At 53.8% G+C, this 15,428-nt stretch carries 15 protein-coding genes; 14 read left to right on the top strand and 1 reads right to left on the bottom strand.

Annotation, left to right across the window (positions count from 1 at the left end; translation table 11 throughout):
• The first annotated feature begins 1 nt into the window (after position 1).
• Entirely contained in the window at positions 2–1,507 is a 1,506-nt protein-coding gene (locus HB779_RS24900) for a hypothetical protein (RefSeq protein ID WP_188346578.1), read from the top strand.
• Positions 1,508–1,546: 39 nt separating this feature from the next.
• Here the strand turns inward: HB779_RS24900 and HB779_RS24895 are convergent, their stop codons facing one another.
• Positions 1,547–2,260, bottom strand: coding sequence for a GntR family transcriptional regulator (locus HB779_RS24895; protein WP_188346577.1), 714 nt, complete (start codon positions 2,258–2,260; stop codon positions 1,547–1,549).
• Between the two features lie 262 nt (positions 2,261–2,522).
• On the opposite strand from HB779_RS24895, the gene HB779_RS24890 reads away from it, so the two are divergent.
• The 13 genes from HB779_RS24890 to HB779_RS24830 all read left to right on the top strand — a co-directional run bounded on the left by HB779_RS24890 (position 2,523) and on the right by HB779_RS24830 (position 15,428).
• Positions 2,523–3,608 (top strand): ABC transporter ATP-binding protein, encoded by a 1,086-nt coding sequence (locus HB779_RS24890; RefSeq protein WP_188346576.1) that lies wholly within the window; start codon positions 2,523–2,525, stop codon positions 3,606–3,608.
• 30 nt (positions 3,609–3,638) lie between these two features.
• On the top strand, positions 3,639–4,934 hold the full coding sequence (locus HB779_RS24885) for a PotD/PotF family extracellular solute-binding protein (protein ID WP_188346575.1): 1,296 nt from the start codon (positions 3,639–3,641) through the stop codon (positions 4,932–4,934).
• Positions 4,935–5,001: 67 nt separating this feature from the next.
• Entirely contained in the window at positions 5,002–5,931 is a 930-nt protein-coding gene (locus tag HB779_RS24880; RefSeq protein ID WP_188346574.1) for an ABC transporter permease, read from the top strand.
• Between the two features lies 1 nt (position 5,932).
• Positions 5,933–6,754, top strand: coding sequence for an ABC transporter permease (locus HB779_RS24875; RefSeq protein ID WP_188346573.1), 822 nt, complete (start codon positions 5,933–5,935; stop codon positions 6,752–6,754).
• Positions 6,755–6,762: 8 nt separating this feature from the next.
• Positions 6,763–7,506 carry an aspartate/glutamate racemase family protein gene (locus HB779_RS24870; protein WP_188346572.1) on the top strand — a complete coding sequence of 248 codons (744 nt, stop codon included), beginning with the start codon at positions 6,763–6,765 and terminating at the stop codon, positions 7,504–7,506.
• A 441-nt stretch (positions 7,507–7,947) separates the two neighbouring features.
• Positions 7,948–8,394: a peptide-methionine (R)-S-oxide reductase MsrB gene (gene msrB, locus HB779_RS24865; RefSeq protein ID WP_188346571.1), complete on the top strand. Its 447-nt coding sequence runs from the start codon at positions 7,948–7,950 to the stop codon at positions 8,392–8,394.
• Positions 8,394–8,906, top strand: a complete 513-nt coding sequence (msrA, locus tag HB779_RS24860; RefSeq protein ID WP_188346570.1) for a peptide-methionine (S)-S-oxide reductase MsrA — start codon at positions 8,394–8,396, stop codon at positions 8,904–8,906. The genes msrB and msrA overlap by 1 nt, the downstream gene beginning before the upstream one ends.
• 79 nt (positions 8,907–8,985) lie before the next feature.
• Positions 8,986–9,540: a DUF922 domain-containing Zn-dependent protease gene (locus HB779_RS24855; RefSeq protein ID WP_188346924.1), complete on the top strand. Its 555-nt coding sequence runs from the start codon at positions 8,986–8,988 to the stop codon at positions 9,538–9,540.
• A gap of 294 nt (positions 9,541–9,834) precedes the next feature.
• On the top strand, positions 9,835–10,353 hold the full coding sequence (locus tag HB779_RS24850) for a DUF992 domain-containing protein (RefSeq protein ID WP_188346569.1): 519 nt from the start codon (positions 9,835–9,837) through the stop codon (positions 10,351–10,353).
• Between the two features lie 473 nt (positions 10,354–10,826).
• Positions 10,827–11,582, top strand: a complete 756-nt coding sequence (locus HB779_RS24845; RefSeq protein ID WP_188346568.1) for an aspartyl/asparaginyl beta-hydroxylase domain-containing protein — start codon at positions 10,827–10,829, stop codon at positions 11,580–11,582.
• 190 nt (positions 11,583–11,772) lie between these two features.
• Positions 11,773–12,801, top strand: a complete 1,029-nt coding sequence (locus HB779_RS24840) for a substrate-binding domain-containing protein (protein WP_188346567.1) — start codon at positions 11,773–11,775, stop codon at positions 12,799–12,801.
• 67 nt (positions 12,802–12,868) lie between these two features.
• Positions 12,869–14,416: a sugar ABC transporter ATP-binding protein gene (locus HB779_RS24835; protein WP_188346566.1), complete on the top strand. Its 1,548-nt coding sequence runs from the start codon at positions 12,869–12,871 to the stop codon at positions 14,414–14,416.
• A gap of 22 nt (positions 14,417–14,438) precedes the next feature.
• Positions 14,439–15,428 (top strand): ABC transporter permease, encoded by a 990-nt coding sequence (locus HB779_RS24830; RefSeq protein ID WP_188346565.1) that lies wholly within the window; start codon positions 14,439–14,441, stop codon positions 15,426–15,428.

Below are 15,428 nucleotides of genomic sequence, written 5' to 3'. Positions count from 1 at the left end.
GATGGTTGACCAGACGTATTCTTCACAGGTGGTTGACGCAACACCGTCAACAGTAGAAAAAAACCTGAGAATCCGGTTGATCTTCTGTTTGGCTTTGGCGGCGGTCAAGGCTGTTATCCTGCTTTATTCTGCTCGCGGTCTTCTGCAGGACCCCGATAATTGGTGGCACGTGCGGGTGGGGCTCGACATGTTGACGAGCCATACATTTCCGACGGTCGACACCTATTCCTACACCTTTGCTGGCAATCCGTGGATCGCGAAGGAATGGCTGGGACAAATCCTCTTTGCGCTTGCCTATAAAGCAGGGGACTGGAATGGCGTCGTGCTGCTGGCCATTGCCGCAATCGCATCGGCGACCTTTTTGCTGGCGTGGTATCTCAGTGCGTGGTTGAAGCCGACGGTTGCAATCGGATTGACGTTCCTCCTGATTTTTCTGGTGGACCCCATCTATACCGCTCGGCCCGTCGTCTTTACCCTGCCGATCATTATCATATGGACGGCAGAACTTTTTGAGGCTGCACGCAGGGAACGAGCACCGTCGTTCTGGCTGCTTCCGTTGATTGTCCTATGGGCGAATTTGCACGGAACATTCACGTTCGGTTTTGTTATTGCCGCCTTTGCTGGCCTTGATTTTCTTGTGCGAACACGCTTTGCGAAGCCTGGTCTATTGGGGCGATGGATCGCCTTTGGTCTGCTTTGTCCCGTTGTGACCCTGCTTAACCCCTATGGGATCAAGGCTATCCTTGCGACGTTCTCGGTGGCCTCCGGCAACGAAGCGGTATCCTTCATCACTGAGTGGCAGGCGTTCAACGCGTCGGAGGCGATACTTCTGGAGGGCGTTCTGCTTGCAGCGCTGTTCGGGATACTTGTTGCAAGGCCGAAAATTGGATGGGTGAAGATACTCTTCCTGCTTTTCAATCTTCACCTGTTCCTCACGCATCAGCGTTTTGCCTATATGCTTATCCTGCTGGTGCCGCTTGTTATTGCACCGGAGATTGGCGCGCAATTTGCATGGATTTCAGCGCGGAAATGGGCCGAGGCTCCGCGTGACTGGCTGGAGAAACTGGCGGCTTGCTATTTCCGCCCCCTCAGCGCGGCAATTGGGATCGTGCTTGTCGTGGGTGCCATCGTTTTCTCTTTAGTTGGGAAAATTGAACCAAGCCCGAAAACGTCAGCAAAAGGAGCACTGGCTTATGCGGAAGAACACGGCGTAACTGGAAATGTGTTCAATTCCTATGACTTCGGCGGCACTCTGATTTTTCACGGAATCAAGACCTTTATCGATGGCCGCACCGACCAGCTGTTTTTAAACGGTTTCATGAAAAAGAGTATGTTGGCAGGAAGCAGCGCGGGGAAACCCGTGCTGGAAGAGTTGCTGAAGGATCACGCTGTCAAATGGGCTTTGTTGAAGGCTGATGATCAGCGCATTCCGTTCTTCGACGAATTGCCGGATTGGCAGCGCGTTTATGCGGATGCCGATGCTGTTATATATGTCTCGAAACAATAACCTATTGCGGGCGGTGCGGTCTCAAGCAGGAGAGTGAACTCAGATACGCAACGCGTCCCGCAGCGGTGCATTGCTCGCAACTTTGTAATCGAGGTCTTCTTCAATGTGATCGATGTGATGGCGGATGGTATCAGCTGCCTTCTTGCCATCCTGTGCGACAAGTGCATCAAGAATATCTGCGTGTTCGGAACGGGCGCAGCTTGAAGCGCCGGACTGGCCATAGAGCGCAATGACGAGGGACGAGCGCGCAATCAACTCGCGCATGAAACGCTCCAGGATGAGGTTGCCCGCGACCGACGCCAGCATCAAGTGATAGTCGCCAGATGCCTTGATCGCGGCGCGGCGAGCATTCGGACCGCGCTCAGCGAGCAATCGGTCTTCTTCCTGTAAATGTGCCTTGAACATTGCGATATCGGTATCTGTTATCCGTTGTGCCGCGCATTTGGCGATTTCCGATTCAATTACCCGGCGGGACTCGAAGATTTGGCGTGCCTCGTCGGGGCTGGGATAAGCGACGAACGCACCACGATTGCGCTCTATTCGCACCAGCCCTTCAAACGCCAGCATCTGCAGGGAAGCGCGAACGACAGTGCGGCTCACATCGAACAATTCGCCAACTTCGGTTTCAACCAGTTTTGCTCCGGGGGCGAGGCGGCGTTCGACAATGGCGTTGTGAAGGGCATCACGGATGAACTGCGTCCGGTCATCCTGAACATCGTCGCGAAGTGGTACCGTGCTGTCTGCTGGTTTCATTTTATATCCTGCCTTCAAACAGGTTTTAGCGCGATTTGAGCGCAAGGATAGCCCCAATATTGCACACCGTAAGAATTATGGATTGCATACAATTTCATCTTGCATTGAAAACATGAACATAAATTGTGCATTGCAGCATTATGTTCTGAATTCGCGATGGTTGGGCTCGAGGATTGCTGTAGAGATTCCAACGCCTTAGCCAAAAGTCTGATAATTGGCACGATACATGCAGTGTTCCTAACAATCATAAAGGGAACAGTGCATGGGAAAAGCTGCTGAAATCGACATCATATCCGTTTCAAAAATTTACGGAACGACGACTGCTGTCGATACGATCAGTCTAAAAATACCAGCCGGAACGTATTGTTGCCTTTTGGGGCCGTCGGGGTGTGGCAAGACCTCGACATTACGCATGATTGCGGGTCACGAAACCATATCGAGCGGCGATATCCGGCTCGGCAATACTGTGGTGACGGACTTTCCCCCGGCAAAGCGGGGAACCGCCATGATGTTTCAATCCTATGCCCTGTTCCCGCATCTCGATCTTATCGACAATGTTGGTTTCAGTCTGAAGATGAAAGGCGTTGCCAAGGACGAGCGCCGGGCCAAGGCTCTCACCATGTTGAAGCTGATGCAGATGGAGGGCTATGCAACGCGGCGTCCTGCTCAGCTTTCCGGTGGACAACAACAGCGTGTTGCCCTTGCCCGTGCGTTGATTACCGATCCGGAAGCGCTGCTGCTCGATGAGCCGCTCTCAGCGCTTGATCCATTCTTGAAGATCCGGATGCGTGCGGAGCTAAAGAAGCTGCAAACCAGTCTCGGTATCACGTTTGTCCACGTTACACACAGCCAGGAAGAGGCGATGGCGCTGGCTGACCTGATCGTCGTGATGAATGACGGCAGGATTGAACAGGCCGCGCATCCGCGAACTGTGTTTGAAAGGCCGGCAACGGCTTTTGTCGCGCGTTTTATGGGTGAGCACAATGTCATTTCGGGGCGTGTCACGAAGAGCGCGAAAGATGTGGTCACTTTTGATATTCCGGGCGGCATTTCCTTGAGTGCCGCCGGCAAAGCGGAAGTTGGAGCATCAATCGATCTCGGTATCCGGACGGATCGTGTGCGCATCAGCGACAAATCCGCCGCTGGCTTTGGTTTCACCGGCATCGTCTCCAACGTCGAATATCGCGGGGCATCCGTAAAGCTCTCGGTTACTGGCGCTGGTATCGATGATTTCACGGTCATCATCAGTGATCAGGCTTTTTTCGAAAAACCCGTTTCCGTGGGTGAAGCCATTCCGCTCGCCTGGGACAGCAATGACGCCACCATCCTTGGCCGTCTCGACTCTTGAACCAAACAATCAACAAAAGGGGAACTGAACATGACAGACACAACCAACAACAAGTCAGGATTGAATCGCCGTATGTTCCTGAAAACAGGCGCTGCAGCAGCTGGCCTTGTTGCCGGATCAGGCGCCATAACCGGCTTTCCGACTATCTGGGCGCAGAACATCAAGAATGTAACCTTGCGCCAGTTCGGTACAGGCGTGTCGAACCTCAATGATGTGGCCAACAAGGTGAAAGAAGATCTCGGATTCACCTTGCAAATGACAGCGCTGGATTCCGATGCTGTAACCCAGCGTGCAGTTACGCAGCCCGATAGTTACGATATTGCCGACATTGAATACTGGATCGCCAAAAAGGTTTTCCCGGCGGGTGTGATGCAGCCGATGGACGTGGCGAAAATGAAGTATTTCGACAAGATCGCTCCACTGTTTGTCACGGGTAAACTGACGCCTGACAGCAAGATCGCCCAGGGCACCGCCCCTCACACGGTGGGTTTTGTTGAAAGCGCGGATTCGATCAAGTTTGCAAAAGAACCGACCAAGTGGATGACGCTCATCCCGACGATTTATAATGCCGATACACTCGGCATCCGCCCCGATCTGGTTGGGCGCGACATCAACAGCTGGGCGGATATTATGGACCCGGCATTCAAGGGCAAGGCGTCCATTCTCAATATCCCGTCGATCGGGATTATGGATGCGGCCATGATCTGCGAGTCCATGGGCACCATCAAATATGGTGACAAGGGCAACATGACCAAGGCGGAGATCGATCAGACCATCGCCTTCCTTATCAAGGCAAAAACCGATGGTCAGTTCCGCTCATTCTGGAAAACCTTTGATGAGAGCGTGAACCTCATGGCATCGGGTGAAGTGGTTATCCAGTCCATGTGGTCTCCGGCTGTGGCTGCAGTTCGCTCTAAGGGTATTGCCTGCAAATATCAGCCGTTGAAGGAAGGCTATCGCGCCTGGGGCGGCGGCTTGGGTCTCGCCAAGCACCTGAGCGGTATCGAGCTTGATGCGGCCTATGAATATATCAACTGGTATCTCTCGGGCTGGGTTGGCGCCTACCTCAACCGGCAGGGCTATTACTCCGCTGCGCCTGAAACTGCAAAGAAGTTCATGACCGCAGACGAATGGGGTTACTGGATGGAAGGCAAGGCGGCGACAGGTGATATCGTTGCACCTGACGGCAAGGTCATGGAAAAGGTCGGTGCTGTCCGCGATGGCGGCGCCTTCGAGGCGCGCATGGGGGCTGTTGCCTGCTGGAATTCTGTCATGGACGAGGATCGCTACATGGTCCGCAAGTGGAACGAATTTATCGCCGCTTGATGCTTAAGTCTGGCCGTCTTTTCCTCATGCGAGAGGACGGCCAATGCTTCTTTTAAGGAGACAGTCCATGGCAACAGCCGCAGCAGATAACGGATTGACTATCTCAAGCAATAAGTCTGGAAAGCCCGCCGCAAAAACGCGGCGTGGCTTAACCTCGCCAATTGTTTCCTATTTACAGGCAATGCCGCTGGTGCTGATCCTTGGCTTATTCCTGCTGCTGCCCATCCTGACAATCGCAATGGTCAGTTTTTGGGATTATGACTCCGTACGGATTTACCCGGATTTCGTTACGTTCAATTACACCGAGACACTGGGTTCCTGGGTGACGTGGAAGATTTACCTTAACACATTCAAGTTCACCGTAATCGTCTGGCTGCTGACCATGTTTATCGGGTTCTGGGTGGCCTATTTTCTGGCCTTTCACATCCGCTCCACGACAATGCAGATCGTGCTTTTCCTTGTTTGCACAGTGCCATTTCTGACCTCCAACATCATCCGCATGATATCGTGGGTGCCGTTTCTCGGGCGCAATGGCTTGATCAACTCATCGCTCATCCAGCTTGGCATTGTGCCGAAACCCCTTGAGTTCCTGTTATTCTCGGAGTTCGCCGTGGTTCTTGCCATGGTGCATCTTTACACGCTGTTCATGGTGACGCCGATCTTCAACACCCTGATGCGGATCGATCGCTCGTTGGTTGAGGCGGCACGTGATGCAGGGGCATCGGGATTTCAAATCCTGACCAATGTCATCATACCGCTGGCCAAACCCGGCATTGCTATCGGTTCAATTTTCGTGGTCACGCTGGTAATGGGGGATTTTATCACGGTGCGGTTCATGTCGGGCGGGCAGAGTGCTTCCGTCGGCCTGATGATGTCAAACCAGATATCGCTTCTGCAATATCCTGCCGCCGCAGCCAATGCGGTCATTTTGCTGATCGTCGTCCTGTTGATCGTTGCGGCGATCCTGCGGGTCGTCGATATCCGCAAGGAGCTTTGAGATGCACCCGGAAAAGCGCTCCCGCGAGTTCTACGTCCTTGCCTTCTTCTTCACTCTGTTCGTGCTCTTCCTATATGGGCCGCTTTCGACGATCTTCATCCTGTCGTTTCAAGGCCCATCTGGCGGCCTGACCTTTCCTATGAATGGCACCTCGCTGCACTGGTTCCGCAATCTCTTCGAACAACAGGCAGTTGGTGATTTTGGAGGTTCATTCCGCCGGTCGATGGTCCTCGGCCTCATGACCACGACAATTACCGTTATTGTCTCGCTGTTGGCCGGACTGGCGTTTCGGCGAAAGTTCAGGGGCTCGACGTTCCTCTTTTATCTCGCGATTTCCAGCCTTGTCATTCCATCGATCCTCATCAGCCTCGGCATCGGACTGTTCTTTCAGGTTCTTGGCATCAGGCCTGCATGGTGGTCTTCAGGTCTCGGGGCGCATCTCACATGGACGCTGCCCTTCGGTGTCTTGATTATGTTCGCTGTCTTTAACCGCTTCTCTCCTGCCTACGAAGAGGCAGCACGGGATCTTGGCGCGACGCCGTGGCAGACTTTTCGTTATGTCGTCTTGCCGATGATCGCTCCCAGCCTGATCGGCGTTGGCCTTTTCGGGTTCACGCTTTCCTATGACGAGTTTGCCCGCACTTTGATGACCGCCGGTACATTCAACACTCTGCCGCTCGAGATTTATGGCATGACCACCAACGTCACCACGCCGGTTCTCTACGCCCTCGGCACTGTGACCACAGTTTTTTCTTTCTTGATCATTCTTGTTGCCCTGACAGCGATCATCATCGTTGGCCGCCGCCGGGCACGCATTGGATAAACCAGCACATGCGCATTCTCGTCGTTAATCCCAATACAACTGCCAGCATGACCAGCCTGATTGAACGCGCTGCGCAATCTGTCGCTGCTTCCGCAACCACAATTATTGCCAAGACTTCCCGCATGGGCCCGGTGTCCATCGAAGGGTATTACGACGAGGCCTTTGCGCTGCCCGGATTGCTTTTGGAAATTTCGGAGGGCGAGGCGGCCGGTGCAAATGCAGCAATTATTGCTTGCTTCGACGATACCGGTCTGGATGCAGCGCGCGCTATGGCAACGATACCAGTCATCGGCATTTGTGAAGCGGCTGTCGCAATGGCCGGGCTTATCGCACAGCGCTTTTCCATCATCACCACGCTGGAGCGTTCGATTATGCCTGTGAAGGGGCTGGTTCACCGTTATGGAATGGCCGACCGCGCCGTCATCCGTGCTGCCGACATTCCGGTGCTTTCCCTCGACGACCCTGCATCGGACGCGTTGTCAAAGCTGCGCGCGGAAATCGAGAAGGCACTGAGGGAAGATTGTGCCGAAGCAATCGTGCTGGGCTGTGCAGGTATGGCCGACCTTGCTCATCGATTGCAGAATGAATACGGCGTACCCGTTATTGATGGTGTAAGCGCTGCGGTCAAACTTGCTGAGGGTCTCATTGCTCTTGGGCTCAAGACAAGCAAACGCGGTGCCTATGCATCGCCCTTGCCAAAACCATATGTTGGTTTATTGGCTCCCTTTGCGCCTCAACTCTCCAAAACATGACGCTGTCTGATCCTGTTTGAGAATTGATCGCAGGCAATCCGGCTTCGCGAATATCGTATGGTGTCTGTCGTCAAAAGCATGACAGACCTTGATATGATGCGGTAACAAGCACAAATATTAGGTCGTACACTCATAAATCTGGTTGAAATGGTATGAGGCCATTTGTTCGGAGACAAGGAGCAAAGACGAGGGAAATGTGGTTCATTTTTGAGGCTTTGCGACGCAGTAGCCGGACAAATGGACCATATCCTTTGGACGCCGAAACGGCTGCAAGCTGCAGTGTCGAGCCGCTCAGCCGGGGGAAAGGCCCCGTCCGTCGCGCCTCTCCTCGCATCTTCTTGCCGTTTCAGGCGCCATTTCGATCAGATTTATGAGTGTACGACCTAGCAACCCACCTTATTGTCGGCCAGACGATGTATCTATCTTTTGAAGGACGAGCCCATGCCTACTTATGAAAAAAATCCGGACGTTATCGCCAAACTTTCTCCCGAGCAGTTTCGCGTGACCCAGCAGAGTGGCACGGAACGTCCCGGAACCGGCGAATATCTGGACAATAAAAAGCCGGGTATTTATGTCGATATCGTATCCGGCGAGCCGTTGTTTGCCTCTTCCGACAAGTTTGATTCAGGATGCGGCTGGCCCAGTTTTACCAAGCCGATTGAGCCCGCATATGTGAACGAACTGACCGATGACAGCTATGGCATGGTGCGTACCGAGGTACGGTCAAACCACGGTGACAGTCATCTCGGCCACGTTTTCCCTGACGGGCCGATGGATCGTGGCGGGTTGCGCTACTGCATCAACTCGGCATCGCTGCGTTTCGTGCCGCGCGAAAAGATGGCCGATGAAGGATATGCTGACTATATCGATCAAGTGGAGGATATCTGATGGCCGAAGAACGCGCAGTACTTGCCGGTGGGTGTTTCTGGGGTATGCAGGATCTGATCCGGCGCTATGACGGTGTCATCTCGACCCGTGTGGGTTATTCGGGCGGTGATGTGCCGAATGCAACTTACCGCAATCATGGGTCCCATGCTGAGGCTATCGAGATCATCTTTGATCCTGCGAGGATCAGCTACCGCAAGATTCTGGAGTTCTTTTTCCAGATCCACGATCCGTCCACGGCGAACCGCCAGGGCAATGATCTCGGGGTAAGCTACCGCTCGGCAATCTTCTATGAAAACGAAGATCAGAAACATATTGCCGAAGACACCATAGCCGATGTCGATGCATCGGGATTATGGCCGGGAAAAGTGGTCACCGAACTCGCGCCGGTTGGTGACTTTTGGGAAGCGGAACCGGAACATCAGGACTATCTGGAGCGCTATCCCAATGGCTATACCTGCCATTTCATCAGGCCGAACTGGAAGCTTCCTGTCCGGGAAAAATCCGCTGTCTGATTTCCAGTGATTGAATGATCTTCAAGTTGGGGCTTGCGTGAATACAGCTATCCGATGCCTAATTTTTGCGGCCTGTTTCATGCTGCCCGTGGTGGCGCATGCGCAGTGGCAGGCTGTAGAGAACGTGCAAACATATCCGATCACAGGGACGTCGGGTGCTGAACTCTACGCCTCTATTGGTGCACGGGGCCCGATGATCGGCGGCACCACCCGCACCATAGCGCATACGAATTTCAAACTGACGTGGACGCGGAAGTATGAACAGCGAGGTAGTGCCTGTGTGCTTGCCTCGGCACGGCCGAAACTGATCATCACTTACACCTTGCCGAAACCGTCAGGGCAACTGCCGGCTGCCGTTGCCAGGCAATGGGACACATTTATCGCAGGTATCCGTGCCCACGAAGCCGTGCACGGCGCCGACATCAAGGATTTGGTGAAGGCAATCGAGGCCTTTACTGTCGGGCTGTCGGTGCCGGACGATCCCGGCTGCCAGAAGATCAGGGCTGTTATGACAAAACGCCTGTCAGAACTGTCGCTCGAACAACGCCAGAAAAGCCGCGACTTCGATCAAGTCGAACACAGTGAAGGCGGCAATATCCATCGGCTCGTGCTTGAGCTGGTGAATGGCGGATAGAGAAATCTGCCGTCGGCATTGAAACCTATTGATGGTCAAGGCGTTGCATATAGTACACAGCAGCGACGAAACATTGTGCGGTGCGCCATGCAGTCCGCAAGGTGCCTTTAAAATGTCCCAATAGGAGTCGAACTGAGGTGCTGCTGTCATAAGCGTCTAGATACACGCTTTCAAATGACAGCTTCGATTGCACAGACAGGAACCGTATCGGGAAACTATCTGCAATCGATTAATGAATTCTTTAACTGGTGGCCGATTGAGGCCTGCCGGTGATACTGACAGAAGGAGAGAATAATGAAGAAGACTCTTGCGATCGCAGTTGCCGCAACGTCCATGGCTGTTGCCAGCGTGGCGAGTGCCTATGCAGCTGATATCCAGCAGCGGTACGAAGAGCAGGACGTTCGCAATGGTGTGCGTATCGGTTATCTCGATTGCGCTATTGCCGGCGGCGTTGGCTATGTTCTTGGTTCGGCGAAAGAAGTCGACTGCACGTTCCGCTCCACTATGGGTGGTGAACGTTCGGACCACTATACCGGCGCCATCAAGAAGCTCGGTGTTGACCTCGGCTTTACGACACGCAGCCGATTGGTTTGGGCCGTATTCGCACCGACTGCCGGTTATCATCATGGCTCGCTTGCAGGCATCTATCGTGGTGCAACTGCTGAAGCCACTGTTGGCGCCGGTATCGGTACCAACGTTCTGTTCGGCGGCACAGCAGGCTCCATCCATCTGCAGGCAGTCAGCATCACAGGTCAGATCGGCCTGAACATTGCTGCGACCGGCACATCGATGACGCTCGCTTCGGCGGACTAAATTAAGCTCTACCCCCTTTGCCACGGCGAAGGGGGTAGTTCTGTCTGCCCTAAAATCCGATCAATTCCGCTACTGCCGCCGTTAGGCGATGCTTCCATCACGCATTGTTGTTCGTGATGCTGCCACGGGACGCTTCCCGTGCGATTCTGTTCTTGATTACATCCATAAAATTCTGAAAGAGTTGAGGCGGCTTATCACTTGCAGTCGCGCTGTGCACTGTTTTGGCCCATAAAACCGGTGTAATCCGCCCTATCAGATGACTTGCCATCTGGATACCGGCAGTGTTTCGCGCGATAAGCTTGAAGATAAAATTTATACCGGGCATTCCACGTTTTTCCCAATCGTGGATTGCGCGCGAAGATCAGTGAATGAGGTAAGTAATCGTGAATGACGGAACTTTAAAGCAGTCAGATTCTCAGACGTCGCAGCCAGGAAATGCAAAGCAGACTTTCGAGACGACCGGAATTGCGCCTATGGGCCGCCCCAGCCTGGTCACGCGATTTTTCATGGGAATTGTTTCGTGGGCAGAAACGCTCAACCTCAAATATGCAAAATTTGGAAACCCTCCCGTCTATGACAATGCAACGTTTCCCTGGTCCAAGGAGATTGAAAAGGCCTGGCCGGAGATTCGTGCAGAACTGGACCATGTGCTCCTGCGGCAGAGCGAATTGCCAGCCTTTCAGGACATTTCCACGGATGTAAAAACCATCTCCACCGACCAGAACTGGAAGACGTTCTTTCTGATTGGTTTTGGAGTGAAATCCGAGCAGAACATTCGCGCGTGCCCCAGGACGTGGGAAGCCGTGCAGAAGATTCCGAATTTGAAGACCGCCATGTTTTCAATCTTCGAGCCCGGCAAACATTTGCCAGCACATCGCGGGCCTTACAACGGCGTGCTGCGTCTGCATGTCGGCATGATCGTACCGGAACAGTCCGACAGACTAGCCATTCGCGTCAAGGATCAGATCTGCCATTGGCAGGAGGGCAAGGCCTTGATTTTTGATGATGCCTACGAGCATGAGGCATGGAACCACACGGACAAGACGCGCGTCGTGCTTTTCGTGGATTTCGTCAAGCCGTTGAAATTTCCGGCCAGTTTCGTCAACTGGTCCCTTATGAATCTTGCCGTGTTCACGCCGTTCATTCGCGAAGGACTCGACAATCACAAGGAATGGGAAAAACGGTTTTATGCGGAAGCGGAGGCGCTGCGCAATCGTCCCGACAATTGATCCTTCGTTCTTTCCTGCCTCTTATCATGAATTATAATTCATTGCTTGAATTATATTGACATCCTATTTTGTATCCGCTTAGTTAGTCCTGCCAGCAGTCGAGGAGGATCGCTGGCCTTCATAAGGAACAGCGGTCGCCATCCAAGGCGCCATACACCAATGGGAGGGGCTTCGGCCTCGAGGAGGACACTTGCGCACTTTTTTGGGCACGACCGCACTGGCGGTCCTTGCAGCCACACTTTTTGCATCTCCGGCCAAAGCTGAAACGGAAAATCCGTTCCGCTGCAAACCGGGCGAAAAATACGTCATGAACGTCATGGTTTCCGGCGTTGAATACTGGTTCCCCGTCTATGAAATGTTCAAACAGGCGGGCAAGCAACTTGGCTGTGAGACGGCCTATACCGGTACGCCGGAATATGACGTCAACAAGCAGATTGCCAGCTTTGATCAGGCACTGGCGCAGAAGCCAGCCGGTATTCTGGTTCATCCGATGAATTCGGATCCGTTCATCGAGCCAATCAACCGCGCCATCGGCGAGGGCACAGCAGTCGTGACATTCGCGGCCGATTCGCCGCTGTCCAAGCGTATCTCGTTCATCACCTCGGACAACAAGCGCGAAGGCGTTTATGCCGCCGATGCGATTGCCACCAAACTGGGCGGCAAGGGCGAATATGCCGTTCTCGAAAATCCGGGTCAGGACAATCACGACAAGCGCGTGACAGCTTTTGTTGATCGTATGAAAGAAAAATGGCCGGATATGAAGCTTGTTGGCCGGGCCGCGTCCAATCAGGATCCGACCAAGGCCTATCAGGGTCTGATGAGCATCATTCAAGCCAACCCCGGTCTGAACGCAGTCTTTATGCCGGAAGCAAATTCGGCCATCGGTGCGGCGCAGGCCAGTAAAGAGAGCGGCGGCAAGGTTCTCGTCATGTGTGCCGACGTCAATGCCAACATCCTTGACATGATCAAGGCGGGTGAAGTTTTCGGTTCGATCAATCCCAACCAGGGCATGCAGGGCTATATGGGCTTTATGCTGCTCTGGTTCGCCAAGCATCCGGAACTGATTGATCCGATGAATGACGCCAAGCGTGCTGGTTTCAATCCGATGAGCATCCCCTTTGTCGACAATGGCCTCTCTATCGTCACGGCCGACAATGCGGATGATTTCTTCTGGGACAAGTACCTGAAGCGTCGCGGTACCAAAGGTATTGAGGAGTAAGCTTGCAACCGGCTATCCGGGCCCGCAAGGCCCGGATAGCCTTTGCTAAGCAACGGGAGAAACTGCCATGTCGCCTCAACCGGTCCTGAATATCCGCAACGTTACGAAGCATTTCGGTGCTGTGAAGGCGTTGACGAACGTAAATTTCAGCCTGGAGCAAGGTGAAATTCACGCGATCTGTGGTGAGAATGGTGCCGGCAAATCGACGCTTATGAACATTATTGCCGGTGTACTCCAGCCGGACGAGGGAGAAATCCTGGTCGATGGTGTTCCGGTGAAAATCACGTCGCCATCGGCGGCTCAACTGCTCGGCATCGGGCTCGTGCATCAGGAGATCGCGCTCTGTCCGGACGCGAGCGTGGCCGAGAATATATTCATGGCGTCCACCAGCCGCAGGCGTTCCATTCTCATGAATTACCGCAAGCTGGAACGTGAAGCGCAAACTGTCATGAACAAGCTGGCGCCCATCGATGTTCGCCAGAAAGTCGAAGATCTGTCGATTTCCAGCCAGCAGCTTGTCGAGATCGCCAAGGCGCTGACACTGGATTGCCGCGTGCTGATTTTCGATGAACCGACTGCCGCGCTGACCGAAGCGGAAACGCGTATATTGTTCAAGATCATTCGCGATTTGAAGGCTAATGGTATCTCGATCATCTATATCAGCCACCGGATGGCTGAAATCTTCTGCCTCTGCGACCGCGTAACCGTCCTGCGTGATGGCCGCTATGTCTCGACCGAACAGGTTGCCGACGTAACGGCTGACGATGTGGTTCGCCGCATGGTTGGCCGCGATATCACCCAATTATATCCGCCCAAACAGACGGCCGAAGAGACATCAGACGAGATTATCCTCGCAGTTCGCAATCTTGACGATGGCAGCCGGTTTCACGATGTACATCTCGAACTGCACCGGGGTGAAATTCTCGGAATTGGTGGTCTGATCGGCTCGGGGCGGACTGAAATTGCCGAAGGGATTTGCGGGCTGCGAGCCACCACTGATGGGCATGTGCTGTTGAACGGCAAACCGCAAACCATAAAGAGCTATGCCGGAGCGGTGAAAGCCGGAATTGTCTACCTGTCCGAAGACCGCAAGGGTTCGGGCGTCTTTCTTGATCTTTCGATTGCCCAGAATATCTCGGTTCTCAACCTCAAGGCGCTGACCGGACGTCTGGGACTGGTTGATGCGAAAGCTGAAGCCGAGCTTGCCCGCGATTTTTCTGCCCGGCTCGGCGTTCGCATGGGCAACATCGATATGCCGGTATCCTCGCTTAGTGGCGGCAACCAGCAGAAGGTGGCAATTGCCAAGCAACTCGCGGTCCAGCCCAAAGTCATTTTGATGGACGAGCCGACGCGCGGCATCGATGTGGGTGCGAAATCGGAAATTCATCAACTGCTGCGCGAACTGGCACGCTCCGGCATCGGTATCATCGTTATTTCATCGGAACTGCCTGAATTGCTCGGGCTGTGTGACCGGGTGCTTGTTATCCGGGAAGGAACCGTAGCGGGTGAACTTGGTCGGGACGACATGACAGAAGAAGCGATTATCCGACTCGCATCGGGATTGACACAAATACAGGCAGGGCAAACGCCGCATGCATCAGAACATGCTGCCTGAAGAACGAACGGGAGAAAAGAAAATGGCAATCGACACATTGGCTGCGAAGGACATGCGCATCCCGTCATGGAAGCGGCTGGGATCAATGCGCGAAGCCGGATTGATCGCGATCATCCTGGCACTCTGCATTGCCATGAGCTTTGCCTCTCCACACTTTCTCACACTTGGCAATTTCCGCGCCATGCTGATGAGCTTTTCCGTCGAAGGCATTGTTGTTGTCGGCATGACAATTCTGCTCATCGTTGGCGGTATAGACCTTGCTGTGGGGTCGGTTGTCTGTTTCGCCATGGTGCTTTCCGGGTTCCTATTTCTCGCGGGACTTGATCCATGGACTGCTTCTCTCATCGGCATTCTGGCAAGTTCGCTCATTGGCTGCGTCATGGGATTCTTCGTCACGGTGGTGGGGTTGAACCATTTCATCACATCGCTCGCCGGTATGGTCATCGTGCGCGGCCTCTGCCTGATCATTACCAAGGGAACACCGCTCTCGCTCTTTACATTGCCTCCATCATTCAAGGCGATCGGTCAGGGCAGCTTTCACGGCGTACCCTATGTCATCATCATCTTTGTCGCTGTTGTCGTGCTCTTTGATTTCCTGCTTCGGCGCGCCACCGCACTGCGCAAGGTCTTCTATACCGGGAGCAATGAGAAGGCGGCGCTCTATTCGGGGATCAAGACAAAGCAGGTAAAGTTCTGGGTGACGGTGCTTTGCTCGACACTCGCCGGTTTTGCTGGGGTGATCTACATGTCCCGCTTTGGTGCTGCGACGCCAACATTCGGCGCTGGGATGGAGCTGAATATTATTGCTGCAGCGGTTATCGGCGGTGCTTCGCTCAACGGCGGATCAGGCACAATTCTTGGTGCAATCCTCGGTATCGCGCTGCTTTCGGTTGTCACCAGTTCGCTCGTCCTTCTCGACATCTCAGTTTATTGGCAGGACATGATAAAGGGCTGCATCCTGCTCACCGCCGTCTCAATCGACCATTTCCTGCATAAGCGGAAGGCTTCCTGA

It is taken from the genome of Phyllobacterium sp. 628, assembly GCF_014189505.1.
Classification (GTDB): Bacteria; Pseudomonadota; Alphaproteobacteria; order Rhizobiales; family Rhizobiaceae; genus Phyllobacterium.
The sequence above is the reverse complement of the archived record's forward strand: the minus strand, read 5'-3'. Positions and strand labels throughout refer to the sequence as shown.

What these genes read in the sequence shown, in the direction of transcription:
- HB779_RS24835 (WP_188346566.1), top strand. Translation starts at nt 12,869, where the DNA reads ATGTCGCCTCAACCGGTCCTGAATATCCGCAACGTTACGAAGCATTTC.
- msrA (WP_188346570.1), top strand. Translation starts at nt 8,394, where the DNA reads ATGGCCGAAGAACGCGCAGTACTTGCCGGTGGGTGTTTCTGGGGTATG.
- HB779_RS24880 (WP_188346574.1), top strand. Translation starts at nt 5,002, where the DNA reads ATGGCAACAGCCGCAGCAGATAACGGATTGACTATCTCAAGCAATAAG.
- HB779_RS24875 (WP_188346573.1), top strand. Translation starts at nt 5,933, where the DNA reads ATGCACCCGGAAAAGCGCTCCCGCGAGTTCTACGTCCTTGCCTTCTTC.
- HB779_RS24845 (WP_188346568.1), top strand. Translation starts at nt 10,827, where the DNA reads ATGGGCCGCCCCAGCCTGGTCACGCGATTTTTCATGGGAATTGTTTCG.
- HB779_RS24890 (WP_188346576.1), top strand. Translation starts at nt 2,523, where the DNA reads ATGGGAAAAGCTGCTGAAATCGACATCATATCCGTTTCAAAAATTTAC.
- HB779_RS24850 (WP_188346569.1), top strand. Translation starts at nt 9,835, where the DNA reads ATGAAGAAGACTCTTGCGATCGCAGTTGCCGCAACGTCCATGGCTGTT.
- HB779_RS24900 (WP_188346578.1), top strand. Translation starts at nt 2, where the DNA reads ATGGTTGACCAGACGTATTCTTCACAGGTGGTTGACGCAACACCGTCA.
- HB779_RS24830 (WP_188346565.1), top strand. Translation starts at nt 14,439, where the DNA reads ATGGCAATCGACACATTGGCTGCGAAGGACATGCGCATCCCGTCATGG.
- HB779_RS24855 (WP_188346924.1), top strand. Translation starts at nt 8,986, where the DNA reads ATGCTGCCCGTGGTGGCGCATGCGCAGTGGCAGGCTGTAGAGAACGTG.
- HB779_RS24870 (WP_188346572.1), top strand. Translation starts at nt 6,763, where the DNA reads ATGCGCATTCTCGTCGTTAATCCCAATACAACTGCCAGCATGACCAGC.
- HB779_RS24895 (WP_188346577.1), bottom strand. Translation starts at nt 2,260, where the DNA reads ATGAAACCAGCAGACAGCACGGTACCACTTCGCGACGATGTTCAGGAT.
- HB779_RS24885 (WP_188346575.1), top strand. Translation starts at nt 3,639, where the DNA reads ATGACAGACACAACCAACAACAAGTCAGGATTGAATCGCCGTATGTTC.
- msrB (WP_188346571.1), top strand. Translation starts at nt 7,948, where the DNA reads ATGCCTACTTATGAAAAAAATCCGGACGTTATCGCCAAACTTTCTCCC.